The sequence below is a fragment of the Streptomyces sp. NPDC006552 genome, assembly GCF_040611655.1.
Lineage (GTDB): Bacteria > Actinomycetota > Actinomycetes > Streptomycetales > Streptomycetaceae > Streptomyces.
Window position 1 is genome coordinate 1 of sequence record NZ_JBEXOS010000047.1, and the last position, 24,278, is coordinate 24,278.

At 73.5% G+C, this 24,278-nt stretch carries 21 protein-coding genes; 15 read left to right on the top strand and 6 right to left on the bottom strand.

Annotated features, from left to right (window positions below):
• The first annotated feature begins 111 nt into the window (after nucleotides 1-111).
• Both ABZY33_RS24610 and ABZY33_RS24615 read left to right on the top strand, forming a co-directional pair.
• The gene (locus tag ABZY33_RS24610; RefSeq protein ID WP_356493820.1) at nucleotides 112-972 is read left to right on the top strand and encodes an oxygenase MpaB family protein; all 861 of its coding nucleotides are present in this window, start codon (nucleotides 112-114) and stop codon (nucleotides 970-972) included.
• 200 nt (nucleotides 973-1,172) lie between these two features.
• The gene (locus ABZY33_RS24615) at nucleotides 1,173-2,738 is read left to right on the top strand and encodes an NAD(P)/FAD-dependent oxidoreductase (RefSeq protein WP_356493821.1); all 1,566 of its coding nucleotides are present in this window, start codon (nucleotides 1,173-1,175) and stop codon (nucleotides 2,736-2,738) included.
• 27 nt (nucleotides 2,739-2,765) lie between these two features.
• Here ABZY33_RS24615 and ABZY33_RS24620 read toward each other — a convergent pair whose 3' ends face one another.
• Nucleotides 2,766-4,556, bottom strand: a complete 1,791-nt coding sequence (locus ABZY33_RS24620; RefSeq protein WP_356493822.1) for a serine hydrolase — start codon at nucleotides 4,554-4,556, stop codon at nucleotides 2,766-2,768.
• A 168-nt stretch (nucleotides 4,557-4,724) separates the two neighbouring features.
• Between ABZY33_RS24620 and ABZY33_RS24625 the strand changes: the two genes are divergently transcribed.
• Nucleotides 4,725-5,828 (top strand): nitronate monooxygenase, encoded by a 1,104-nt coding sequence (locus tag ABZY33_RS24625; RefSeq protein ID WP_356493823.1) that lies wholly within the window; start codon nucleotides 4,725-4,727, stop codon nucleotides 5,826-5,828.
• Nucleotides 5,829-6,047: 219 nt separating this feature from the next.
• On the top strand, nucleotides 6,048-7,598 hold the full coding sequence (locus ABZY33_RS24630) for an acyl-CoA synthetase (RefSeq protein ID WP_356493824.1): 1,551 nt from the start codon (nucleotides 6,048-6,050) through the stop codon (nucleotides 7,596-7,598).
• A gap of 42 nt (nucleotides 7,599-7,640) precedes the next feature.
• Here ABZY33_RS24630 and ABZY33_RS24635 read toward each other — a convergent pair whose 3' ends face one another.
• On the bottom strand, nucleotides 7,641-8,489 hold the full coding sequence (locus ABZY33_RS24635; protein ID WP_356493825.1) for a penicillin acylase family protein: 849 nt from the start codon (nucleotides 8,487-8,489) through the stop codon (nucleotides 7,641-7,643).
• Between the two features lie 117 nt (nucleotides 8,490-8,606).
• Here ABZY33_RS24635 and ABZY33_RS24640 point away from each other — a divergent pair, with 117 nt between their 5' ends.
• On the top strand, nucleotides 8,607-10,133 hold the full coding sequence (locus tag ABZY33_RS24640; protein ID WP_356493826.1) for an acyl-CoA synthetase: 1,527 nt from the start codon (nucleotides 8,607-8,609) through the stop codon (nucleotides 10,131-10,133).
• Nucleotides 10,134-10,167: 34 nt separating this feature from the next.
• Here the strand turns inward: ABZY33_RS24640 and paaK are convergent, their stop codons facing one another.
• Complete coding sequence (gene paaK / locus ABZY33_RS24645) at nucleotides 10,168-11,469, bottom strand: phenylacetate--CoA ligase PaaK (RefSeq protein ID WP_356493827.1); 1,302 nt, start codon at nucleotides 11,467-11,469, stop codon at nucleotides 10,168-10,170.
• Between the two features lie 222 nt (nucleotides 11,470-11,691).
• Between paaK and ABZY33_RS24650 the strand changes: the two genes are divergently transcribed.
• Nucleotides 11,692-12,531, top strand: a complete 840-nt coding sequence (locus ABZY33_RS24650) for an alpha/beta hydrolase (protein WP_356493828.1) — start codon at nucleotides 11,692-11,694, stop codon at nucleotides 12,529-12,531.
• Here the strand turns inward: ABZY33_RS24650 and ABZY33_RS24655 are convergent.
• The gene (locus tag ABZY33_RS24655) at nucleotides 12,465-13,322 is read right to left on the bottom strand and encodes a GNAT family N-acetyltransferase (RefSeq protein WP_356493829.1); all 858 of its coding nucleotides are present in this window, start codon (nucleotides 13,320-13,322) and stop codon (nucleotides 12,465-12,467) included. The two genes, ABZY33_RS24650 and ABZY33_RS24655, sit on opposite strands and share 67 nt — an antisense overlap.
• A gap of 74 nt (nucleotides 13,323-13,396) precedes the next feature.
• Between ABZY33_RS24655 and ABZY33_RS24660 the strand changes: the two genes are divergently transcribed.
• Nucleotides 13,397-14,209 (top strand): class I SAM-dependent methyltransferase, encoded by an 813-nt coding sequence (locus tag ABZY33_RS24660; RefSeq protein WP_356493830.1) that lies wholly within the window; start codon nucleotides 13,397-13,399, stop codon nucleotides 14,207-14,209.
• On the opposite strand, the gene ABZY33_RS24665 is transcribed toward ABZY33_RS24660, so the two are convergent.
• Complete coding sequence (locus ABZY33_RS24665; protein ID WP_356493831.1) at nucleotides 14,167-15,786, bottom strand: acyl-CoA synthetase; 1,620 nt, start codon at nucleotides 15,784-15,786, stop codon at nucleotides 14,167-14,169. The two genes, ABZY33_RS24660 and ABZY33_RS24665, sit on opposite strands and share 43 nt — an antisense overlap.
• Nucleotides 15,787-15,988: 202 nt before the next feature.
• Between ABZY33_RS24665 and ABZY33_RS24670 the strand changes: the two genes are divergently transcribed.
• From ABZY33_RS24670 to ABZY33_RS24695, 6 genes are all read left to right on the top strand, one after another.
• Nucleotides 15,989-16,798 carry a crotonase/enoyl-CoA hydratase family protein gene (locus tag ABZY33_RS24670; protein WP_356493832.1) on the top strand — a complete coding sequence of 270 codons (810 nt, stop codon included), beginning with the start codon at nucleotides 15,989-15,991 and terminating at the stop codon, nucleotides 16,796-16,798.
• Between the two features lie 406 nt (nucleotides 16,799-17,204).
• On the top strand, nucleotides 17,205-18,167 hold the full coding sequence (locus tag ABZY33_RS24675) for an OB-fold domain-containing protein (protein ID WP_356493833.1): 963 nt from the start codon (nucleotides 17,205-17,207) through the stop codon (nucleotides 18,165-18,167).
• Nucleotides 18,168-19,277: a thiolase domain-containing protein gene (locus ABZY33_RS24680; RefSeq protein WP_356493834.1), complete on the top strand. Its 1,110-nt coding sequence runs from the start codon at nucleotides 18,168-18,170 to the stop codon at nucleotides 19,275-19,277.
• Entirely contained in the window at nucleotides 19,274-20,449 is a 1,176-nt protein-coding gene (locus tag ABZY33_RS24685; RefSeq protein ID WP_356493835.1) for a thiolase domain-containing protein, read from the top strand. Before ABZY33_RS24680 ends, ABZY33_RS24685 begins: the two co-directional genes overlap by 4 nt.
• A 116-nt stretch (nucleotides 20,450-20,565) precedes the next feature.
• Complete coding sequence (locus ABZY33_RS24690) at nucleotides 20,566-20,808, top strand: DUF397 domain-containing protein (protein WP_356493836.1); 243 nt, start codon at nucleotides 20,566-20,568, stop codon at nucleotides 20,806-20,808.
• A 185-nt stretch (nucleotides 20,809-20,993) separates the two neighbouring features.
• The gene (locus ABZY33_RS24695; RefSeq protein WP_356493837.1) at nucleotides 20,994-21,908 is read left to right on the top strand and encodes a universal stress protein; all 915 of its coding nucleotides are present in this window, start codon (nucleotides 20,994-20,996) and stop codon (nucleotides 21,906-21,908) included.
• 12 nt (nucleotides 21,909-21,920) lie between these two features.
• On the opposite strand, the gene ABZY33_RS24700 is transcribed toward ABZY33_RS24695, so the two are convergent.
• The gene (locus ABZY33_RS24700; protein WP_356493838.1) at nucleotides 21,921-22,643 is read right to left on the bottom strand and encodes a leucine-rich repeat domain-containing protein; all 723 of its coding nucleotides are present in this window, start codon (nucleotides 22,641-22,643) and stop codon (nucleotides 21,921-21,923) included.
• 100 nt (nucleotides 22,644-22,743) lie between these two features.
• Between ABZY33_RS24700 and ABZY33_RS24705 the strand changes: the two genes are divergently transcribed.
• Nucleotides 22,744-23,376 (top strand): CGNR zinc finger domain-containing protein, encoded by a 633-nt coding sequence (locus ABZY33_RS24705; protein WP_356493839.1) that lies wholly within the window; start codon nucleotides 22,744-22,746, stop codon nucleotides 23,374-23,376.
• Between the two features lie 394 nt (nucleotides 23,377-23,770).
• The gene (locus ABZY33_RS24710) at nucleotides 23,771-24,268 is read left to right on the top strand and encodes a hypothetical protein (RefSeq protein WP_356493840.1); all 498 of its coding nucleotides are present in this window, start codon (nucleotides 23,771-23,773) and stop codon (nucleotides 24,266-24,268) included.
• Nucleotides 24,269-24,278: the final 10 nt, after the last annotated feature.

Below are 24,278 nucleotides of genomic sequence, written 5' to 3' on the forward strand. Positions count from 1 at the left end.
GACCGCCGCGGCCGCAGCGGCGAGCGCACCCGCCGGCGGAGCCGGCCGTCGCCATGGCCCCCTGCGTAAGCTGGACGGAACGGGCACGGTGACGGTGGGAGGTGCGAGAGGGTGCAGGCGGACGCGGCGGATCCGGGGCTGTTCGGGCCCGGGTCGGTGACCTGGCAGGTGCACGCCGACCCGATGATGTGGGTGGCCGGCATCCGGGCCCTGTACCTCCAGGCGCTGCACCCGCGCGCCGTCCGCGGCGTCATGCAGAACTCCGACTTCCGGCAGGACGCCTGGGGCCGCCTGATGCGCACCGCGAGCTTCGTCGGGACGACCACGTACGGCACCGCGGAGGCGGCGGAGGAGGCGGGCGCCCGGGTCCGCGGCATCCACCGGCGGCTGACCGCCACCGACCCGGAGACCGGGGAGCGGTACGGCGTCGACGAACCCGCGCTGCTGCTCTGGGTGCACTGCGCCGAGATCGACTCCTACCTGCACGTCGCCCGGCGCTCGGGGTTTCGGCTGACCGAGGCGCAGGCCGACCGGTACCTCGCCGAACACCGCACCAGCGCCCGTCTCGTCGGCCTCGATCCGGCCCAGGTGCCCGCGAACCAGGCCGAGTTGGCGCGGTACTTCGACAGGGTGCGGCCCGAACTCGCCGCAGGGCCCGAGGCCCGGACCGTCGACGACTTCCTGCGCCGCCCGCCCACGCCCGCCCTGCTGGCCCCGGCGCGCGAGGTGCTGTGGCGACGCGTGGCCGGCCTGGCGTACGCCTCCCTGCCCCCGTACGCCCACGAGCTGTACGGGCGGCCCGCCCCCGCCCCGGCCGTCACCACCCGGCGGCTGCGCGCCCTGGGCACCGTGCTGCGCAGCGTGCCCGACCGGGTGCGCTGGCAACTGCCCCCGAAGCACATCCTGCGCGCCATGGCCCGGCTCGGCCCCGGCGCGCGCCCGGCCCCGTACAAGGCGGGCGGCCGGGACTAGGCGAGGCGCCCGGGCGGGGAGCGCCGGCACCTCCGGCTGAGCCGCGGGCAGTACCCCTGCCGGCGGCCGGGTCGTGTCGCCGTGTTGCCCAGCCGCCACAGCGGGGACAGAATCGCGGCTGAGGTCGCCGGGCCGCGCCCCGGTCCCCGCTCCCCGCCCGCCGGAGGGGCTCGCCGTGCCTACCCTCGGAGGGGCTTGCCGTGTCGATCGCCGAAGGACCGGGCACGGACCGGTACGACGTCGTCATCGTCGGCGGGGGCCACAACGGCCTCGTCGCCGCCGCCTACCTCGCCCGCGCCGGCCGCACCGTCGCCGTCCTCGAACGGCTCGGGGCGACCGGTGGCGCCGCCGTCTCGACCCGGCCCTTCCCCGGCGTCGACGCCCGCCTCTCCCGGTACTCGTACCTGGTGAGCCTCGTGCCGAGGAAGATCGTCGCCGAGCTGGGGCTCGACTTCGCCGTGCGGCAGCGGACCGTGTCCTCGTACACGCCGACGGTCCGCGCCGGCCGCCCCACGGGGCTGCTGGTCGGCGGCGGGCCCGCGCGCACCCGAGCCGCGTTCGCCCGGCTGACCGGCGGGGAGCGCGAGTACGAGGCGTGGAGCCGGTTCTACGCGACGACCCGGCGCGCCGCCGAGCGCGTCTTCCCCACGCTCACGGAACCGCTGCCGACCCGTGCCGCGCTGCGCGAGCGCGTCGGCGACGACGAGGCGTGGCGGCTGCTCTTCGAGGAGCCCGTCGGCGTCGGCATCGAGGAGCGCTTCACGGACGACCTGGTGCGCGGCGTCGTCCTCACCGACGCGCTGATCGGCACGTTCGCCGACGCCCACGACCCCTCGCTCGCCCAGAACCGCTGCTTCCTCTACCACGTGATCGGCAACGGCACCGGTGACTGGGACGTGCCCGTCGGCGGCATGGGCGCGTTCACCGACGCCCTCGCCGGGGCGGCCCGCGCGGCCGGCGCGGACCTCGTCACCGGCCGTGAAGTGACCCGGATCGAGACCGACGGACGCGGCGCCGAGGTGACGTACCGGAGCGGGGACGGCGAGGGCACGGTCGCCGCCCGGCACGTCCTCGTCAACGCCTCCCCGCAGGAGCTCACCCGGCTCCTGGGCGAGGGCGCGCCGGAGCCGGCCGAGGGCGCGCAGTTCAAGGTCAACATGGTGCTGAAGAGGCTGCCGCGGCTGAAGGACACCGCAGTCGACCCCCGTGAGGCGTTCGCGGGGACCTTCCATGTGGCCGAGGGGTACACCGAGTTGGCGACCGCGTACGCCGAGGCCGCCGCCGGCGAGCTGCCCAGCGCGCCGCCGTCCGAGCTGTACTGCCACTCCCTGACCGACCCGACGATCCTCGGCCCGGACCTCGTCGCGCGCGGCTACCAGACCCTCACCCTCTTCGGACTGCACACGCCCGCAAGGCTGTTCACCGGCGCCGGTGACACCGCGCGCGACGCCTTCCTGACGGCTACGCTCGCGCAGCTCGACGCCCACCTCGCCGAGCCGCTGGCCGACTGCCTCGCGCAGGACGCCGACGGCCGGCCCTGCGTCGAGGCGAAGACCCCGCTGGACCTGGAGCGCGAGCTGCGCCTGCCCGGCGGCAACATCTTCCACCGCCCGCTGTCCTTCCCGTACGCGCAGGACGGCGCGGGCCGCTGGGGGGTGGCGACGGCGCACCCGAACATCCTGCTGTGCGGCGCCGGCGCCGTACGCGGCGGCGGGGTCAGTGGCATTCCCGGGCACAACGCCGCCATGGCGGTGCTCGGCCGCTGACCCCCGGGCGGGTCGAGAGGCCGGTTCTCAGTCCCGGGACGCCGTCCAGCCCACCGTCTCGATGCGGGACGAGTCGGCCGGACGGGCCTCGTCGAAGGCGACCTGGCGGCCGTCGGTGACCCGCACGCCGTCCACGTAGACGCCGCGGCCCACGTACAGCTGGTCCGTGGTGTACCGCCACCGCACGCGCGTGGCGGCGGCGCGGAAGCCGCCGAGGTCCGCGCCGAGGCGGTGCCAGACACGGTCCGCGTAACCGTCCGCGGTGCCCGACGGGTGCGCGCCTTCGCGGTCGGTGGTGAAGGGGAGCGGCTTCCAGGACGCGCCGCCGTCCGTGGAGACCTCCAGGAAGAGGGTGTCGGCGTGCGGCTCCGTGTCGTACCACAGGGAGCACGTCAGCCGGGCGTCCGGTGCCGTCAGAGGCAGGTCCGGCAGGGTCAGGGTGGCCGAGGCCGCGCTCGTCATGCCGGAGAACCAGGCGGTGCGGCCGTGCGCGGGGTCCACCGCGACCGCGCGCGCCATGTTGTTGCCCGCGGCGACCCGGGGTGCGGAGCCGGATCGCCATGTGCGCACGGGGTGGACGGAGTTGCCCAGCACGATGAGGAACGAGTCGGTCGTCGGGTCCAGGACGATCGAGGTGCCGGTGAACCCGGTGTGGCCCGCGGTGCGCGGCGTCGCCATGGCCCCCATGTACCAGTGCTGGTACAGCTCGAAGCCCAGGCCGTGCTCGTCACCGGGGAAGGCCGTGTTGAAGTCCGTGAACATCAGCTCCACGGACTTCTCCGAGAGGATGCGGGCGTCGCCGTAGACCCCGCCGTTGAGGAGGGTCCGGCCGAGGACCGCGAGATCCCACGCGGTGGAGAAGACCCCGGCGTGGCCCGCGACGCCGCCGAGACCGAAGGCGTTCTCGTCGTGCACCTCGCCCCACACCAGGCCGCGGTCCAGGCCGGACCACGGCGCGCGGGCGTCCTCCGTCGCGGCGATCTCCGGCTTCCAGGAGGCGGGCGGGTTGTAGCGGGTGCGGGCCATCCCGAGCGGCCCCGTGATCCGCTCGCGCAGCAGCACGTCGAGGCTCTTGCCGGTGAGCTTCTCCAGGACCAGCTGGAGGGAGATCAGGTTGAGGTCCGAGTAGAGGTACGCGGTGCCGGGCGGGTGGAGCAGCGCCTCGTTCCAGATCAGCCGGAGCTGGCCCGCGCGCGTGGGCTCCGTGTAGAGCGGGATCCAGGAGCGAAACCCCGAGGTGTGCGTCAGGAGTTGACGGACGGTCACGTCCTGTTTGCCCGCGCCAGCGAAGTCCGGGAGGTAGGCGGCGACCTTCGCCTCCAGCTCCAGCGCGCCGCGCTCGATCTCCTGCACGGCGAGGATCGAGGTGAACAGCTTCGACACCGAGGCCATGTCGAAGACGGTGTCCTCCGCCATGTCGATCTGCTCCTCCGCCGGGAACTCGACCCCGGTGTCGGTCGCCTCGTCGTAGTGCGCGTAGCGCACCGCCTTGCCGATGGGCTGGTGCAGGGCCACCGTCCCGCCGCGTCCCGCGAGCAGCACCGCGCCCGCGTACCACGGGTGCTTGGGAGAGGGGCCGAGGAACTTCTCCGCGTCCGCGACCAGTTGCCGCAGGTGTCCGGCGAGCAGACCGGCGCGCTCGGGGGAACCGCGGCGCAGCGTGGGCCGGCGCCGCTCCTTGCCCGCGTCGCCGGCGGCCGTCGCGGGGCCCGCCGGGAACGGGGCGAGGGCGAGGGCGCCGCCCAGGGCGAGCCCGGCGGAGCCGAACCGGCGCCGGGTGAGGCCGCCCTGTGATCTGTCCTGGTCCCCTGAAGTCATGAACGGGCCTCCTGAAAGTATCTTTCGGGATCTCGCTGGTCGGGTGAAACTTTCATGTCAGTACGGCCTCGTGTCAACCACCGCGAAGGCCGCGGGGATCCGGCAGTAATCTGACGCAGCATCAGAAAACCTCTTCCGTCGTCCGGTCCGCTGCGGCATCCTGCGCGCATGCAGACGGAGCTGAGCAGGAAACTGGGGATCGAGCACGCCGTCTTCGGCTTCACGCCGTTCCCCGCGGTGGCCGCCGCCATCAGCCGGGCCGGGGGCTTCGGCGTGCTCGGCGCGGTCCGCTACACGGCGCCCGAGGACCTCGCCCGCGACCTGGACTGGCTGCACGCGCACGCCGACGGCCGGCCCTACGGCCTGGACGTGGTCATGCCCGCCAAGAAGGTCGAGGGTGTCAGCGAGGCCGAGGTCGAGGCGATGATCCCCGAGGGCCACCGGCAGTTCGTCCGGGAGACCCTGGCCAAGCACGGCGTGCCCGAACTCGCCCCGGGCGAGCCGTCCGGCTGGCGTATCACCGGCTGGATGGAGCAGGTCGCCCGCGGCCAGCTCGACGTCGCCTTCGACTACCCGATCAGGCTCCTCGCCAACGCGCTCGGCTCACCCCCGGCCGATGTCATCGCCCGCGCCCACGAGCACGACGTCCTCGTCGCCGCGCTCGCGGGCAGCGCCCGTCACGCCCGCAAACACGCCGACGCGGGCATCGACATCGTCGTCGCCCAGGGGTACGAGGCGGGGGGCCACACCGGCGAGATCGCCTCCATGGTGCTGACCCCCGAGGCCGTCGACGCCGTGGCCCCGCTCCCGGTGCTGGCCGCCGGCGGCATCGGCAGCGGACAGCAGGCCGCGGCCGCGTTCGCGCTCGGCGCGCAGGGCGTCTGGCTCGGCTCGCTCTGGCTGACCACCACGGAAGCCGAGCTGAATTCCCCCGCGCTCACCCGCAAACTGCTCGCCGCGGGCTCCGGCGACACGGTGCGCTCGCGCGCGCTGACCGGGAAACCCGCGCGGCAGCTGCGTACGCGGTGGACGGACGCCTGGGACGACCCGGCCGGGCCCGGGGCCCTGCCGATGCCGTTGCAGGGGCTGCTGGTCGCCGACGCGGTCTCCCGGATCCAGACGTACGAGGTCGAGCCGTTGCTCGGCACGCCGGTGGGGCAGATCGTGGGGCGGATGAACGAGGAGCGGAGCGTGCGGGCTGTCTTCGACGAGTTGACCCGGGGGTTCGAGGTGGCGGTCGGTCGGCTCAATCGGGCCGCCGGGGAGCCGTAGTCCGGTGGGGGCGGTCTGCGGGTGCGGCTCTCGTCGTGGCTCGGCGCGCAGTTCCCCGCGCCCCCGAAGCATGCGGCTTCGCCGCAGCTCCATCAGGGCGCACGTAAGTGCGCCTCTCAGGGGTGCGGGGGATTGCGCCACCGTCCACGACGCGCGCCGCACCGGCAAGAACACCGAACCCGCCGGACGCCGGGGCACACCTACAAGAGGAGAGGCCCGATGAGTACCCTTCCCAACGGCTTCTGGGCGCAGGCCACCGCCGATCCCGCCCGCACCGTCCTCACCACCCCGGACGGGGAGAGCTGGACCGCCGGACGCCTGCACGCCGCCGCCAACCAAATGGTGCACGGGCTGCGCCGGGCCGGGCTCGAACAGGGCGACGCCTTCGCCGTCGTCCTCCCGAACGGCGTCGAGTTCCTCACCGCCTACCTCGCCGCCTCGCAGGCCGGCTTCTACCTCGTCCCCGTCAACCACCACCTCGTCGGCCCGGAGATCGCCTGGATCGTCGCCGACTCCGGGGCCAAGGTGCTGATCGCCCACGAACGCTTCGCCGAGCCCGCCCGCGCCGCCACCGGCGAGGCGCGGCTCCCCGCGACGCACCGGTACGCCGTAGGAGCCGTGGACACCTTCCGCCCCTACGCCGAACTCCTCGCGGGACAACCGGAATCGCCGCCGGACGGGCGGACCCTCGGCTGGGTCATGAACTACACGTCCGGGACGACCGGCCGCCCGCGCGGCATCCGCCGCCCGCTGCAGAACAAGCTCCCCGAAGAGGCCTACCTCGGCGGATTCCTCGGCATCTTCGGCATCAAGCCGTTCGACGGCAACGTCCACCTGGTCTGCTCGCCGCTCTACCACACGGCGGTGCTCCAGTTCGCCGGGGCCGCGCTGAACATCGGGCACCCCGTCGTCCTCATGGACAAGTGGACCCCGGAGGGGATGCTGCGCGCCATCGACGCCCACCGGTGCACCCACACCCATATGGTGCCCACCCAGTTCCACCGTCTGCTCGCCCTCCCGCAGGAGGTCAGGGACCGCTACGACGTCACGTCCATGCGGCACGCCATCCACGGCGCCGCGCCCTGCCCCGACCACGTCAAACGCGCGATGATCGACTGGTGGGGAGGCTGCGTCGAGGAGTACTACGCGGCGAGCGAGGGGGGCGGGGCCTTCGCCACCGCCGAGGAGTGGCTGAAGAGGCCGGGCACGGTAGGAAAGGCCTGGCCCATCAGCGAGTTGGCGGTCCTCGACGACGACGGCGAACGCCTGCCGCCCGGTGAACTCGGCACCGTCTACCTGAAGATGAACACCGGCGGATTCGCGTACCACAAGGACGCGGGCAAGACGGAGCAGAACCGCATCGGCGACTTCTTCACCGTCGGCGACCTCGGGTTCCTCGACGAGGACGGCTACCTCTTCCTCCGCGACCGCAAGATCGACATGATCATCTCGGGCGGCGTCAACATCTACCCGGCCGAGATCGAGTCGGCGCTCCTGAGCCACCCGGCCGTCGCCGACGCCGCCGCGTTCGGTATCCCGCACGACGACTGGGGCGAGGAGGTCAAGGCGGTGGTGGAGGCCGCCGAGGGGCGGGCCCCGGACGCCGCGCTCGCCGCGGAGCTGCTCGGCCACTGCGCACGGCACCTGGCGGACTACAAGCGGCCCAGGACGATCGACTTCATCGCGGCGATGCCCCGCGACCCCAACGGCAAGCTCTACAAGCGGCGGCTGCGCGACCCGTACTGGGAAGGGCGGACCCGGGCGGTGTGACCCGGGCCCGCCCCCTTGCCGGGGTGCGGTCCCGCTCCCGGGTCAGCCGTGGACCCGGACCACCTTCAGGGCGGGCGAGCGCCGGATGTCCTGCTCGCAGAGGCGTTCCGTGACCCACTTCTTGTCCGAGACGAGGCGGGTCTGGTCGCTGTAGTGCGGCGAGTTCGGGTTGGAGGACTGGGAGTACGTCAGGAGCGTCCGCGCCACCGGGCAGCTCCCGCCGTCCCAGCCGACGGCCTGGATGTAGCTGGAGCCGTGCATGCCCCCCGTATAGCCGCCGCCCGCCGGGTCCCAGGTGGGTTCGATCTTGTTCCGCACGCCGAGGGCCTCCGCGCCGCCGGTGCACGGGGACACGCTCCCCGGCCCGCACCACGGACTGGTGTGCGCCGAGCCGCCTGTCCAACGGGATGCCCGCGCCCCGCAGTTCGGCGAGCGCCACCGCGAAGGCGGGCTGCGCCGTGTCAACGTTGACCAGCCAGGCGCTGTCGTTGGAGTTCTCCGCGTACGGGGCGTCCTTGCGGACCGGCATCTTCGCCGGGCCGAAGATCCCGGGCTGCACCGCGTCCTTGTCCCGGCCGAGCGCGCACTCCCCGCGCGAACCGTCGAGCACCGCGACGCCCGACGCCCGGGTGCATGGCCTTGCCGAGCGGCGTCGAACCCCGAGCGCGGTGTCCGAGGCGCGCAGATTGCCGAAATCGAGGTCCGCCTGGTCCCTGGTGAGGATGTGCGCAATGCCGTACTCGGTGGAGCGGATGGTGGCGGACAGGCCGCCGCCGTGCGGGCGTTCGGGCCGGCCGGCGGCACCGTGGCCGTGGTGGCGAACGCGGTCGGCAGAGCGATGCCGAGGACCGTGCGACGGCGGTGCCCCAGCCGGATCGGCCGGATGCGCATCGTGCCCCCGACTACGGTGCGGGCACTGGACGTTGAGCGTACCGGCCGGTTTGTCGGCTGCCGAGGGGCGCGCGCACACGTCTTGACCTGGCGTCCCCGGGCGCACAGGATCACGCCATGACGACGTCACCGGCGGCCGCGGCGGCAGGCAGCACCGTGGACGGGGTCCTGCGGCGCAGCGCCCGCCGCACCCCCCTGCGCACCGCCCTGCGGTACGGACCACGCTCCTGGACCTACGAGGAACTGGACGACGCCGTCTCGCGCGCGGCCGGCGTCCTGCGGGGCCTGGGCCTCGCGCCCGGCGACCGGGTCGGCGCCTACGGGCACAACTCCGACGCGTACCTCATCGGGTTCCTGGCCTGTGCCCGCGCCGGCCTCGTGCACGTCCCCGTCAACCAGAACCTGACCGGCGACGACCTCGCCTACCTCGTCGGGCAGTCGGGCAGCACGCTCGTGCTCACCGACCCCGCACTCGCGGACCGGCTGCCCCGCGGTGTCCGGACGCTGGCGCTGCGCGACGCGGACGACTCCCTGCTCGCCCGGCTGGCGGCCGCCGCACCCTGGGACGGGGAGCCGCCGGCCGCCGGCGCCCTCGTCCAGCTCCTCTACACCTCCGGCACGACGGCGCTGCCCAAGGGCGCCCGCATGACGCACCGGGCGCTCGTCCACGCGTACGTCAGCGCCATCCACGCCCTGGACCTGAAGGCCGCGGACCGGCCGGTCCACGCGCTGCCGCTGTACCACTCGGCGCAGCTGCACGTGTTCCTGCTGCCCTACCTCGCCGTCGGAGCCACCAGCACGATCCTGGACGCGCCCGATGCCGCCCGCGTCCTCGCGCTCGTCGAGGCGGGCGAGGCCGACAGCCTCTTCGCGCCGCCGACCGTGTGGATCGGCCTCTCCCGGCACCCCGACTTCGCCACCCGCGACCTCACCGGCCTGCGCAAGGCGTATTACGGCGCGTCGATCATGCCCGTGCCCGTCCTGGAACGGCTGCGGGAGCGGCTGCCCGGACTGGCCTTCTACAACTGCTTCGGACAGAGTGAGATCGGCCCGCTCGCCACCGTCCTCGGGCCCGACGAACACGAGGGCCGGATGGACTCGTGCGGGCGGCCCGTGCTGTTCGTCGAGGCGAAGACCGTCGACGACGCGGGCAAGGACGTGCCCGACGGGACACCGGGCGAGGTCGTCTACCGCTCCCCGCAGCTCTGTGACGGCTACTGGGACAAACCCGAGGAGACCGCGGCGGCCTTCCGCGACGGCTGGTTCCGCTCCGGCGACCTCGCCGTGCGCGACAGCGAGGGCTACTTCACGGTCGTCGACCGGGTCAAGGACGTCATCAACTCCGGTGGTGTCCTGGTCGCTTCGCGCCAGGTCGAGGACGCGCTCTACACCCATCCGGGCGTCGCGGAGACGGCGGTCGTCGGCCTTCCCGACGAACGGTGGATCGAGGCGGTCACGGCGGTGGTGGTCCGCGCCCGTGACGCCCAGGACGTCACGGAGGCCGAACTCCTCGCCCACGCGCGCGAGAAGCTCGCCCACTTCAAGGCGCCCAAACGCGTCGTCTTCGTGGACGCGCTGCCGCGCAACGCGAGCGGGAAGATCCTCAAGCGGGAGCTGCGGGAGCGGTTCGCCGCACCGGAGTGACCTGCGGGCCCGGTGTCCGGCGGACCCGGGGCTCTCAGCCCTGCCGCAGGTCCACGATCCGCTTGATCTTGCCGACCGAGCGTTCCAGCGTCCCCGGATCGACGATCTCGACCGCCACCGTCACGCCGGTCCCGTCCTTCATCCCCGCCGCGATGGCCCGCGCCGCCGCGGACCGCTCCGCGGACGTCGCGTCCGGCCGCGCCTCCGCGCGGACCGTCAGCGCGTCCATGCGGCCCTCCCGGGTCAGCCGGAGCTGGAAGTGCGGGGCCACGCCCGGCGTGCGCAGCACGATCTCCTCGACCTGGGAGGGGAACAGGTTCACCCCGCGCAGGATCACCATGTCGTCGCTGCGGCCGGTGATCTTCTCCATCCGGCGGAACGCGGGCCGCGCCGTCCCCGGCAGCAGCCGCGTCAGATCCCGCGTCCGATAGCGGATCACCGGCATCGCCTGTTTGGTCAGCGAGGTGAAGACCAGTTCGCCCGGCTCGCCCTCCGGCAGCACCTCGCCGGTGACCGGGTCGACGACCTCGGGGTAGAAGTGGTCCTCCCAGATGTGCAGACCGTCCTTGGTCTCGACGCACTCCTGCGCGACACCCGGCCCGACCACCTCGGAGAGGCCGTAGATGTCCACGGCGTCGATCCCGCAGCGCTCCTCGATCTCGCGCCGCATCTCCTGCGTCCAGGGCTCCGCGCCGAGGATGCCGGCCTTCAGGGACGTGGTGCGCGGGTCGACACCCTGTCGCTCGAACTCGTCCAGGAGGGTCAGCAGGTACGACGGCGTCACCATGATGATCTCGGGTTCCAGGTCCAGGATCAGCCGGACCTGGCGGGCGGTCATGCCCCCGGACGCCGGGACGACGGTGCAGCCGAGCCGCTCCGCGCCGTAGTGCGCGCCGAGACCGCCGGTGAACAGGCCGTACCCGTACGCCACATGGACCGTGTGGCCGGGCCTGCCGCCCGCCGCCCGGATGGAGCGCGCCACCATGTCGGCCCACATCGACAGATCGTCCTCGGTGTACCCGACGACGGTGGGCAGGCCGGTCGTCCCGCTGGAGGCGTGCAGCCGCCGGACCTCGCTCCGGTCCACGGCGAACAGCCCGAACGGATAGTTGTCCCGCAGATCGGCCTTGGTGGTGAACGGGAACCGCGCGAGATCCGCGAGCGACCCGCAGTCCTCGGGGCGCACCCCCGCCTTGTCGAACGCCGCGCGGTAGAACGGCACCCGCTCGTAGACCCGGCTCAGCGTGGCGCGCAACCGCTCCAGCTGAAGCGCCCGCAGTTCCGCGGCGCCCAGCCGCTCGCCCTCGTCCCACCACCGCGTCGTCGTCGACGTCATCTGCCGCACTCCCGCACTACCGACCGATCATTCGGTTGACCTGCTGGCCGTCAGTAATTCAAGGCCGAGCCGATCACGTCAAGACATGCGACACGACGGATCGGCCGGAGCCCCGGCTCCGGGCCCCGGCCGGCGGGCGGCGGGAACGCTCCCGGGCGGCGCCGGGCGCGCCCGCCCCGGCCGCTCTTGCCGCCGCGCACTCCCCGCTGTGAGGATCACGCCATGTTCACGTTCACCGCGCCGGACGGCACCGAGCTGGCCTGCCACGTCCGCGGCTCCGGCCCGCCCCTGATCTGCCTGCCCGGCGGCCCGATGCGCGCCTCCGTCTACCTCGGGGAGCTGGGCGGCCTCACCGCCCACCGGACCCTGTACCTCCTCGACCTGCGCGGCACCGGCGACTCGGCGGTGCCGGGCGACGAGACGACGTACCGCTGCGACCGCCAGGTCGCCGACGTCGAAGCGCTCCGCCGCCACCTCGGACTCGACCGCGTCGACCTCCTCGCCCACTCGGCGGGCGGCAACCTCGCCGCCCTGTACGCCGCGCGGTACCCGGAGCGGATCGCCCGGCTCGTCCTCGTCACCTCCGCCCAGCGGGCCCTGGGCCTTGCGGCGAGCCCCGACGAGCGGCGCGCGGCCGCCCGCCTGCGGCGCCACGAGCCGTGGTTCGAGGCCGCGTACCCCGAGTACGAGAAGCTGCTCGCCGGACGCGACGACGCGGACTACTGCTACGACGCCTTCTTCTACGGGCGCTGGGACGAGCGCGCCCGGGCGCACGCGGCACGCACCGACGACCAGACCAACGAACGCGCCGAGATCCGCTACGCCGCCGAGGGCGCCTACGACCCGCCCGCCACCCGCGCGGCGCTGGCCCGCCTCGACGCCCCCGTGCTGCTGCTCGCCGGCGCCCTGGACGGCGGCCCCTGTCCCGACCTCGTCCACCGCGCGGCCGCCTGCTACCCGCGCGCCCGCGTCGTCGTGCAGCCCGGCGCCGCGCACTACCCCTGGCTGGACGGGGAGGAGTTCTTCGTGGCGCGGGTCGCGGAGTTCCTCTCGGGCGGGTGACTCTCCGCCGGGTCCGCGGGCCCCAGCACGTACGGGGTCGTCGTGCCCAGGGCCACGAAGCCCAGGCGTTCCAGGATGGGCCTGCTGGACGGCAGGGCGTCGACGTGCACGTACGAGAAGCCGCGCTCGGCCGCGATCCGCACCCGGAAGGCGACGAGCGAGCGGTAGATCCCGCGCCCGCGCCACCCCGGCACCGTGCCGCCGCCCCACAGGCTCGCGAAGTCCGTGCCCGCGTGGAGTTCGAGGCGGGCGGCGGCGACCGGCTCGTCCCCGTGCAGGGCGAGCACGGCGGGCACCGTCGCCGGGTCGGCGGCGAGCTGCCGCCGCACCTGGTGCCCGGCGAAGGAGCGGCCGCCGCCGAACGCCCGCTCGTGCACCTGCTCGACCAGCGCGACGTGCGCCTCCTCGGTCACCGGCAGCAGCCGGACCCCGGCCGGCGTGGCGATGCCGGTGGCCAGACCGGCCGTCTCCGCCACGAGCAGCGTCTCCCGCGCCCCGGCCACGAACCCGGCGGCGGTCAGCCGGGCCCCCAGATCGCCGGGGCGGTCATGCCCGTACGCCTTCCACTCCGCCTCGACACCCAACTCCCGGTAGGACCGCACCTGTTCGCAGATGGCGGCGTCCGCCCCTGCCGTGTCGAGCGCGGACCACAGCACCCCGTTCCACCCGGCGCCGGGACCGACCTGCCGTACGACGTCGCCTACACGCTCGACCCGCGCCCCCGGCTCGTCGGGGCGGGCCTCACGCCGCAGCTGCCGGTCGAACAGGGCCCGTACCGCACGATGATCCATCCCCGCACTCCAGCAGGGCGGTGACGGGCGGGCAACCCGATTACGACAGGCGTCAGCTCGCCTAAGGTGCCGCCGTGTCTTCCGTGCGCCGCTTCTACGACGAACTCGCCCCCGACCACCACCGGATCTTCCCGGCCTGGGACGCGAGCATGGCGCGCCAGGCGAGCGCCCTCGACGCACTGCTGGGGCGCGCTCTCGGCGCAGGTCCGCACCGGCTCCTGGACGCCGCCTGCGGCATCGGCACCCAGGCCATCGGTCTGGCCCGGCGCGGTCACCGGGTCGTGGGCACCGACCTGAGCCCGCGTGCGGCGGCCCGCGCCGCGGTGGAGGCGGCGGCACGCGCGGTGCCGCTGCCCACCGCCGCCGCGGACCTGCGCGCCTTGCCGTGCGGCGCCGGCACGTTCGACGCGGTGGTCTGCGCCGACAACTCCCTGCCGCACCTGCTCACCGTCGGTGACCTGCACACGGCGCTGACCGGGCTGCGCCGCGTGCTCCGTCCCGCGGGGCTGCTGCTGGTCACGGTCCGCGACTACGACGAGGCACGCCGCACCCGGCCCGCGGCGCCCCCGCCCCAGGTCACGACGGACGCCGAGGGCCGGGAGACGGTCACGCTCCAGCTCTGGCGCCGGCACGAGGACGGCGAGCGTTACGACCTGCGGCACATCCAGCTGACCGGACAGGACGACGACTGGCTGGTACGGGAGTGCCGCACCACCTACTGGGCGCTGACCCGACGGCAGCTGACGGCCCATGTGGAGGACGCCGGCTCCACCGAGGCCACCTGGCACGCGCCGCACGGCACCGGGTTCTACCAGCCGGTGCTCACCGCGCGCCGCCCCGCCGGTCAGTCCGCCGAGGCGGCGGCCACCGCCCGCGCCCAGCGGTAGTCCGCCTTGCCGCTCGGCGAGCGCTGGACGCTCTCGGTGACGACGAGCTGCCGGGGGATCTTGTACCCCGCGAGGCGCGGGCGGCAGTGGGTCTGTACCGCGTCCAGGGTCAGTGCCGGCGCGCCGGTCCTGAGCTGGACGACGGCGGCCACGTGCTGGCCCCAGCGCGGGTCGGGGACCCCGGCGACCAGGGCGTCGTAGACGTCCGGGTGCGCCTTCAGGGCCTGCTCGACCTCCTCCGGATAGACCTTCTCGCCGCCGGTGTTGATGCACTGCGAGCCGCGGCCGAGGACGGCGACGACGCCGTCCTCGTCGACGGTGGCCATGTCACCGAGGAGCACCCACCGCTCGCCGTCCTTGTGGAAGAAGGTCTCGGCGGTCTTCCCCGGGTCGTTGTAGTAGCCGAGCGGTACGTGCCCGCGCTGGGCGACGCGGCCCACCTGGCCGACGCCGACCGGCTCGTGCGTCGCGGGATCCACCACCTGCGTACGGGAGTTGACCCGCAGGCGAAAACCCCGGCCCGCCCCGGAGTCGTCCGTCGCGGTGCCGTTGAAGCCGGACTCCGACGAGCCGAAGTTGTTGAGGAGCAACACGTCCGGGACGAGCGCCTGGAACTGGGCGCGCACCGTGTCCGACATGATCGCTCCGGACGAGGAGACGCTGAACAGCGAGGAGCAGTCCGTGCCCTTCAGCGGGCCGCTCAGCGCGTCGATGAGCGGGCGCAGCATCGCGTCGCCCACCAGCGACACGCTCGTCACCCGCTCCTTCTCGATCGTTCGCAGCACCTCCTCCGCCACGAACTTGCTGTGGATGACGACGCGTTGGCCGAAGTGGAAGCCGATGAAGGCGGTGAGGGTGGAGGTGCCGTGCATCAGCGGGGGAGTGGGGAAGAACGTGATCCCCTCGCCGCCGGCGGCCACCCGCTCCGCCAGCTCCTCGGGCCGGGCCACCGGCTCACCCGTCGGCGCACCCCCACCCAACCCTGAGAAGAAAAGGTCCTCCTGACGCCACATCACACCTTTGGGCATGCCGGTCGTGCCGCCCGTGTAGATGATGAACTGGTCGTCCGCCGAGCGTGGCCCGAATCCGCGCCCGGACGACGCGCCTTCCTCGGCTCGCGCGAAGTCCACGGCGTCGAGTGCGGGCGCGTCCGGTGCCGGTGCCCCTACGCGCACCAGGTGCCGCAGCTTCCGCGCGTGGGGCAGCGCGGCCGCCACGCGCGGGGTGAACTCCGCGTCGAAGACGAGCGCGGCCAGGTCGGCGTCCCGGTACAGATACGCCAACTCTTCCTCGACGTACCGGTAGTTGACGTTGACCGGTACGACGCGGGCCTTCAGGCAGCCGAGCACCGTCTGGAGGTACGCGACACCGTTGTAGAGGTGCAGGCCGAGATGGTCGCCGGGGCGCAGGCCGCTGTCGGTCAGATGGTGGGCGACGCGGTTGGCGGCGGCGTCGAGTTGCGCGTAGGTCAGCCTGCGCTCCGCGCCCGTGCCGGGGTGGTCGATGTGGACGAGCGCCTCACGGTCCGGGACCACGTCGACGATCGACTCGAACAGGTCGGCAAGGTTGTACTCCACCGCTCCTCCTGACCGTCGCCCCATCTCGTGTGGCCGTCATCAGAGCAGAGACGGATACAAGGCGGAAGAGGCCCCACCGAAGAAAACTGACTGAGTGTCAGAAAACTCTTGAACTGGTCGGCCGCCTCCTGCAACCTGTTCTGGTCTCAAGGGCAGCACCTCGGGCGCCGCAGGGCGCCGGCCGACCGGAGGGCAGGCAGTCATGGGTGTCACGGGTGGGACCGACCATCTCGACGTGCGGCGCGAGGGTGCGACGCTCGTGCTCACGCTGAATCGGCCCGAGGCCAAGAACGCGTTGTCCCTGCCGATGCTCGTCGGCCTCTACGACGGATGGCTCGAGGCCGACGCCGACGACACGATCCGCTCGGTCGTCCTCACCGGGGCGGGCGGGTCCTTCTGCGCAGGGATGGACCTCAAGGCGCTGGCCGGGAAGGGGATGGCGGGAGAGCGGTACCGGGACCGGCTGAAGGCCGACCCGGACCTGCACTGGAAGGCGATGCTGCGCCATCACCGCCCGCGCAAGCCGGTCGTCGCGGCGGTGGAGGGCTACTGCGTGGCGGGCGGCACGGAGATCTTGCAGGGCACCGACATCCGGGTCGCGGGGGAGTCGGCGACGTTCGGGCTCTTCGAGGTCAGGCGCGGGCTGTTCCCCATCGGCGGCTCGACGGTGCGGCTGCCGCGGCAGATCCCGCGGACGCACGCGCTGGAGATGCTGCTGACCGGGCGGGCCTATCCGGCTGCGGAGGCGGCCGCGATCGGTCTGGTGGGGCGGGTGGTGCCGGACGGGACGGCGCTCGACGCGGCGCTGGAGATCGCGGAACGGATCAACGCGTGTGGGCCGCTGGCCGTGGAGGCGGTGAAGGCGTCCGTCTACGAGGCGGCGGACCTGACGGAGAAAGACGGGCTGGCGGCCGAGCTGGAGCGGGGGTGGCCGGTCTTCGACACCGCCGATGCGGGGGAGGGGGTTCGGGCGTTCGCGGAGAAGCGGGGTGCGGTGTTCCGGCGGCGGTGACAGGTGGGGGGCGGGGTTTGTGGATGCCGGGTTTGTGGGTGCGGGGCGGTCTTTTTTGCGGAGTTCCCCGCGCCCCTTAGGGGTGGTTGTTCGGCTGCCGGCCGGTGGGGCTTGTCGCGCCGTTCCCCGCGCCCCTCAAGGGTGGTTGTTTGGCTGCCGGCCGGTGGGGCTTGTCGCGCCGTTCCCCGCGCCCCTCAAGGGTGGTTGTTCGGGCGGTGGGGCTTCTCGCGCAGCTCCCCGCGCCCCTGAGATGCGCACTTCGTGCGCCATCTCGTCGGGGCGCCTTGATGAGGCGGCGACGCGGCCGCGTGCCCCAGGGGCGCGGGGAACTGCGCGAGCAACCACGACGGGAGGCGCGGTCGACCACCCACAGGTACAAGCGACCCCGGAATTCGAAGGAGCCCAGATGTCAACCGCCCCCCGGCCGGACGTACTCCGCGCACCCCTCGTCGTGGAGTTCCCTTTCACCCGCTCCCTGGGCCCCGTCCAGAGCGCGTTCCTGACCGGCCTGCGCCACCGCACGGTACTCGGGGTACGGACAACGAGCGGCAGCGTCCTCGTGCCGCCGGTCGAGTACGACCCCGTCACCGCCGACGAACTGCGCGACCTGGTCGAGGTCGGAGCCACCGGCACCGTCACCACCTGGGCCTGGAACCCCGAACCCCGCCGCGGCCAGCCCCTCGACGCCCCCTTCGCCTGGGTCCTGGTCAGACTCGACGGTGCCGACACCGCCCTGTTGCACGCCCTCGACGCCCCCGGCCCGGAGGCCGTCCGCACCGGCCTGCGCGTCCGCGTCCGCTGGGCGGCGGAACGGGCCGGCGCCATCACCGACATCGCCTGCTTCGAGCCGGACGACTCCACCTCCGCGTCGGCCCAAGTCACCCCGTACACGGCCGCGTTCGACGACCCCGTCACCGGCATCGTCGCCCCCGCCCGCCTCGACTACACCTACAGCCCCGGCGCCGCCCAGAGCCGGTACATCAACGCCCTCGCCGACCGCCGCACCGTCGGCGAACGCTGTCCCTCCTGCCGCAAGGTCTACGTCCCGCCCCGCGGCGCCTGCCCCACCTGCGGCGTCGCCACCACCGAGCAGGTCGAGGTGGGCCCGGCCGGCACCGTCACCACGTACTGCATCGTCAACGTCAAGGCCAAGAACCTCGACATCGAACTCCCTTACGTCTACGCGCACATCGCCCTGGACGGCGCCGACCTCGCCCTGCACGGCCGCATCGCCGGCATCCCGTACGACGAGGTGCGCATGGGGTTGCGGGTGGAGCCCGTGTGGAGCGAGGGCGGGCGCTACCCGGACCACTACCGGCCCACCGGAGAACCGGACGCCGACTACGACATGTACAAGGAGCTGATCTGAATGCGGCCGCCGATCCGGGACATCGCCGTCGTCGCCTTCGGACAGAGCGACCACCGGCGCACCACCGACGAACAGTCGGAGGTCGAGCTGCTGATGCCGGTGCTGCACGAGGTACTCGACGCGACCCGGCTGAGGACCAGCGACATCGGCTTCACCTGCTCGGGGTCGAGCGACTATCTGGCTGGGCGCGCCTTCTCCTTCACCATGGCGCTCGACGGCGTCGGCGCCTGGCCGCCGATCTCCGAGTCGCACGTGGAGATGGACGGCGCGTGGGCGCTGTACGAGGCATGGACCAAGCTGCTGACCGGCGACGCCGACACCGCGCTCGTCTACGCGTACGGGAAGTCCTCGCCGGGTTCGGTGCGCGACGTGCTGACCCGGCAGCTCGATCCGTACTACGTCGCCCCGCTGTGGCCCGATTCCGTCGCGCTCGCCGCGCTCCAGGCGCAGGCTCTGATCGACGGGGGCCACATCGACGAGCCCGCCCTGGCCGGGATCGCCGCCCGCAGCCGCCGCGCCGCCGCGAGCAATCCGCACGCTCAGCTGCGCGGCGCCGGTGTCCGGCAGGGCGACTACGTCATACAGCCGCTGCGCACCGGGGACTGCCCGCCGGTCGGGGACGGCGCGGCCGCCGTGATCCTCGCCGCCGGGGACCGCGCCCGCGAGCTGTGCGAGCGGCCCGCCTGGATCCGCGGCCTCGATCACCGCATCGAGGCGCACAGTCTCGGCGTCCGCGATCTGACCGACTCGCCGTCCACCCGGCTCGCCGCCGAGCACGCCGGGTTCTTCGAACGCCCGGTGGACACGGCCGAGTTGCACGCCCCGTTCACCTCGCAGGAGGTCGTCCTGCGCCGCGCGTTGCGGCTCGGCGACGACGTCACCGTCAATCCGTCCGGCGGGGCCCTGGCCGCCCACCCGGTCATGGCCGCCGGGCTGATCCGCATCGGTGAGGCCGCCGCCCGCATCCACCGCGGCGTCTCCCGCCGGGCGCTCGCCCACGCCACCTCCGGGCCCTGCCTCCAGCAGAACCTGGTCGCCGTACTGGAAGGACCAGAAGGACCAGAAGGACGAGAAGGGCAAGAAGGACAAGAAGGAGGAGTCCCGCGATGAGCAGCACCGCCAAGGAGCCCGTGGCCGTCGTCGGGATCGGACAGACCAGGCACGTCGCCGCCCGCCGCGATGTCTCCCTCGCCGGTCTGGTGCGCGAGGCGGCCCGAGCGGCGCTGCTGGACGCCGAGTTGACGTGGGCCGACATCGACGCCGTCGTCATCGGCAAGGCGCCCGACTTCTTCGAGGGCGTCATGATGCCGGAGCTCTACCTCGCCGACGCTCTCGGCGCCGTCGGCAAGCCGATGCTGCGGGTGCACACCGCCGGGTCCGTGGGCGGCTCGACCGCGCTGGTCGCCACCAATCTCGTCGCGGGCCGCGTCCACGGCACCGTCCTGACCCTCGCCTTCGAAAAGCAGTCGGAATCCAACGCCATGTGGGGGCTCTCGCTCCCCATCCCCTTCCAGCAGCCCCTGCTGGCGGGAGCCGGCGGATTCTTCGCGCCGCACGTACGGGCCTACATGCGGCGCACGGGCGCGCCTGACACCGTCGGCTCCCTCGTCGCCTACAAGGACCGGCGCAACGCGCTGAAGAACCCCTACGCCCACCTCCACGAGCACGACATCACCCTGGAGAAGGTCCAGGCGTCCCCGATGCTGTGGGACCCCATCCGCTACTCCGAGACGTGCCCGTCCTCCGACGGCGCCTGCGCGATGGTCCTCACCGACCGTGCCGGTGCGGCCCGCTCGCCCAAGCCGCCCGCCTGGCTGCTCGGCGGCGCCATGCGCAGCGAGCCCACGCTCTTCGCCGGCAAGGACTTCGTGTCACCGCAGGCAGGCAAGGACTGCGCCGCCGACGTCTACCGGCAGGCGGGCATCGCCGACCCGCGCCGCGAGATCGACGCCGTCGAGATGTACGTCCCCTTCTCCTGGTACGAGCCGATGTGGCTGGAGAACCTGGGCTTCGCCGCCGAGGGCGAGGGCTGGAAACTCACCGAGGCGGGCGTGACCGAACTCGACGGGGACCTGCCCGTCAACATGTCGGGCGGCGTCCTGTCCACCAACCCCATCGGCGCCTCCGGCATGATCCGCTTCGCCGAGGCCGCACTCCAGGTACGCGGACAGGCGGGGGAGCACCAGGTCGACGGCGCCCGCAAGGCGCTCGGGCACGCCTACGGTGGCGGATCGCAGTTCTTCTCCATGTGGCTCGTCGGCGCCGAGCCGCCCACCCGGTGAGCGCCCCACGGCACCCTGGCGACCGCCCGCGGGAGATCGCCGCTTTCGTGGCCTGTGCGGCGTAGGCGCCGATCGCTAGGCTGACGCACGGACGACGAACCGGGAGGAGCACCGACGTGGCCGAAAGCATCATCGACCAGCACCCGCTCATGGGGTGGCACAAGCCGGACCTGGACCTGAGCAAGGCGGACTGGCGCTCCAGCAGCAAGGGGGCGGGCGATGTCCAGATCGCGTTCGTCGAGGGATTCATCGCGATGCGCAACAGCGGGAGCCCGCAGAGCCCGTCGCTGATCTTCACCCCCGACGAGTGGGGGGCGTTCGTGCTCGGCGCCCGCGAGGGCGACTTCGACCTGACCTAGCGAGCCCCGGCACGGCGGCGTTCGCCTCAGGAGCCGGAGGCGCGCGCCGGTCCATCGTTTTTCCGCCGATTTCCGACACGTGACCTTCGGCCCTGTCCTCCGGCCCTCAGGTGAGCGAGCCTGACCACAGGAACAGCCGTTCAATGCGGGCGCGAGCGCGTGCCCGGTGTCGGAGGCGAAGAATCATGAGCACGCCGCACCACCTGCCCGTCGTCGCCGCCGTCGACGGGTCGGACGACAGCAGACGAGCCCTGGAGTGGGCGCTCGCCGAGGCGGCCCGGCGCGAGGCCGATCTGCGCATCGTGCATGTGCGGCAGTACGCTCCCGGCCTCCAGCCCGCCGTCCTCGTCGCCGGACCCGACGAGCCCGCCGACGACCAGGTCATCGGGGCCGTACGCAAGGCACTGGAGGGGCGCGAGGGCCCGCCACCCCTGGAGTTCATCAGCCGCGAGGGGCTGCCCGCCGCGGTGCTGCCGGAGATGAGCACCGAGGCGCGGCTGCTGGTGCTCGGCTCGCGCGGGCGCGGCGGCTTCGCCAGCCTGCTGCTCGGGTCGAACGGGGTGGCGGCCGCGCGGGACGCCGCTTGCCCCGTCGTCGTGGTGCCGCCGCCGGGCCGGGTGGTGCACGGCGAGGTGCCCGTGCGGCCCGGGCCCCGCGTCGTCGTGGGGGTGCAGACCGACGACCCGGACGACACAGTGCTGGGCTTCGCCTTCGAGCACGCCGCGCGGACCGGCGCACGCGTCCAGGTGGTCGCCGCCTACCCGTGGCCGTCGCTCGGCTGGACCGCCTTCGGTGACTTCGCGCCGACCACCGTCGACCAGGAGGCCGCCGAACGAGAGACGCTGCGCCTCGCCGGCGAGGCGGTCGCCGGCCGGCGGAGGTCTCACCCTGAAGTAGAGGTCGACCTCTTCATCGCGGCCGGGGACGCGGCCGGCCATCTGGTGGCGAACTCGCGCGAGGCCGACCTGGTCGTCGTGGGCCGCCACCGCCGCCGCTTCACCCGCCCCGCACCGATCCTCGGCTCGGTCACCCAGGCGGTGCTGCTCCACGCGGCGAGCCCGGTCGCCGTCGTGCCGCCCACCCCGGCGGAGCGCGGCTGAGCGGCCGCCCGCTCAGCGCAGGACGACACAGCCGCGTCCGGCCAGCTCGTCGAGCAGGCCGGGCGCGACGCGTACGGGGTTCCAGCGCAGGTCGAGCTTGTCCAGGGAGGGCAACTCCGCGATCCAGCCGGGCAGTTCACACAGGCGGTTGCCGCGCAGGTCGAGCCTGCGCAGCAGCGGAAGGCCGCGCAGTGCCTGCGGGACGGCGTCGAAGGCGTTCTCCCGCAGCTCCAGCTCCCGCAGTTCGTGGAGGCGGCTCACGGACGCGGGCAGGGTCGTGAGCCGGTTGCCGCGCAGCCACAGCTCCCGCAGCGCGGTGAGCGCGCCGACGGTGTCCGGCAGTGCGGTCAGCCTGTTGTGCTGGGCGCGCAGTTCGACGAGGCCGGTCATCGATCCCAGCGTCGGCGGCAGCCACGTCAGGCGGTTCTCCCCGACGTTCAGGTACGCGAGCCGGTCCAGGGCGCCGAGGCTGCCGGGCAGCTCGGTCAGCCGGTTGTCGTGCAGGTAGAGGAAGCGGGTCAGGCCGGTGAGGCCGCCGAGGCCCGGCGGCACCGAGGCCAGCCGGTTGTGGCCCAGGTCCAGCGTGTGCAGGCGGGTCAGGGTGCCGATGCGGGCGGGCAGCTCGGTCAGCCGGTTGTCGGCGAGCAGCAGGGCCTCCAGCGCGGGGTGGCGCCACACCTCGTCCGGTACGGAGTCCAGCCCCGCCCGCCAGTAGTCGAGCGTGCCCGCGCCCACGATCCCCCCGTATATACACCGGCCACCAACCCCGGCGTCGCTCACCGGCCGCCGGGGTTGACGGGCGCTAATGGTTGACGCGGAACCTATCATTAACACCATGCGTGACATCAGTGCGGCGGGGCCCGACGGCACCCGGCTCGTCCTCGGTCTCGTCCTCACCCTCCGCCACGACGGGGCCGGTGGCGTGGCCGACGATCTGGCGACCCCCGAGGGGCTCACTGCCTGGGTCCGGGCCCACGCCGCCGGGCTGCCGCTGGATCCGGGCTACACCGGCGACGAAGCAGACCTGCGGCGGGTCCGCGCCGTGCGGGCCGCGGTGCGCGCCCTGTGCGCACGCGCCGTGCGCCCGGCCGAACCCAGCCCCGCCGACGCGGCCCGCCTGCTCCCCGCCGCCGAGGCCGTGGCGCGGCTGAACGCGGCCGCCGCCCGGGTGCCCGCCGTGCCCGTCCTGGAGTGGCCCGAAGACCGCAGCGCGCCCACGCTCCGGCAGGTCGCCACCGGCGACGTGCCCGCCGCCGACCTGCTCACCGCGGTCCTGGCCCGCGCCGCGCTCACCTTCCTCGCCGGCCCCGACCGGCAGCGGCTGCGCGCCTGCCACGCCCCGCGTTGCGTGCGCTACTTCCTCAAGGAGCACCCCCGCCAGGAGTGGTGCAAGCCCTCCTGCGGAAACCGGGCCCGGGTCGCCCGGCATCACGAACGCCACAACCCCTCTGCGCGGAACGCCACATGACCCGGGCGGTCAAAGGCCCCGGCACACGCTGAGGGGCCGGTGCGCCGCCGCCCCCGGCGCAGTACGTCAGCCACCCGAAGCGGGCTCCGGCCGGGGCACGAGCCGACCAGCACGCTCGGCACGGAGCGGAGGAAGCGTAGGCGGCGGCCCTCCGCGCGGCGCGGCGACGGGCATGCTGAGCGGGCGGGAAAGCGGCCGCGGCCGAGCGCGTTCACGCGCACGCCGGTGGGTGACAACGAGCAGCGGCGCCCGTAGCCCCGCGAGCGCCGGGGCCGGGGTGCCGACCCGCCACCACGCCGGTGCCCACCGCACGCTCCGCACCGCCTCCCGGGGAGCGGCCCGCTCGGCAAACCCCGGGAAGAACCGCCCCCGCCGGCGACGTACGATGGACGGCATGTCCTTCCTCCGCCGCCGCGCAGCGACCCCCGCGGGCCCCGACTTCGACGTCCTGGCCATGGATCCGGGCGACTGGCCGGGCAATCTCGGCGCGGGCCTGCTGCCCGCCTCCGACGGCAGCTGCCAGGGCGTGTTCCTGCGCTACGACCTGTTCGGCGGCCGCGGCCCCGCGATGATCATCGGCAATCTGCCCGAGGGCTCCCCGGCCCGTGAGATCGCCGAGGACGAGATCCCCTTCGAGGTCGCCCAGCTGCTCATCGCGCTGGAGAACGACGAGGAGGTCACGGTCACCGGCGTGGAGGACGTCCCCGTCATGCAGGGCGACAACCTTCTCATCGTGCGGCGGCTGAAGCTCTCCGAGACACGTATCTCCTGCGTGCAGTTCGACCGCAGCGACAAGGTGCTCGTGACCATCGCGTCCTGGGACCGGCCGATCACCGACGACCTGTACGCCCTGCTCAAGCCGCTGCCGGCGGAGCTGTTCCAGCAGGGCTGAGGGCCTTGCC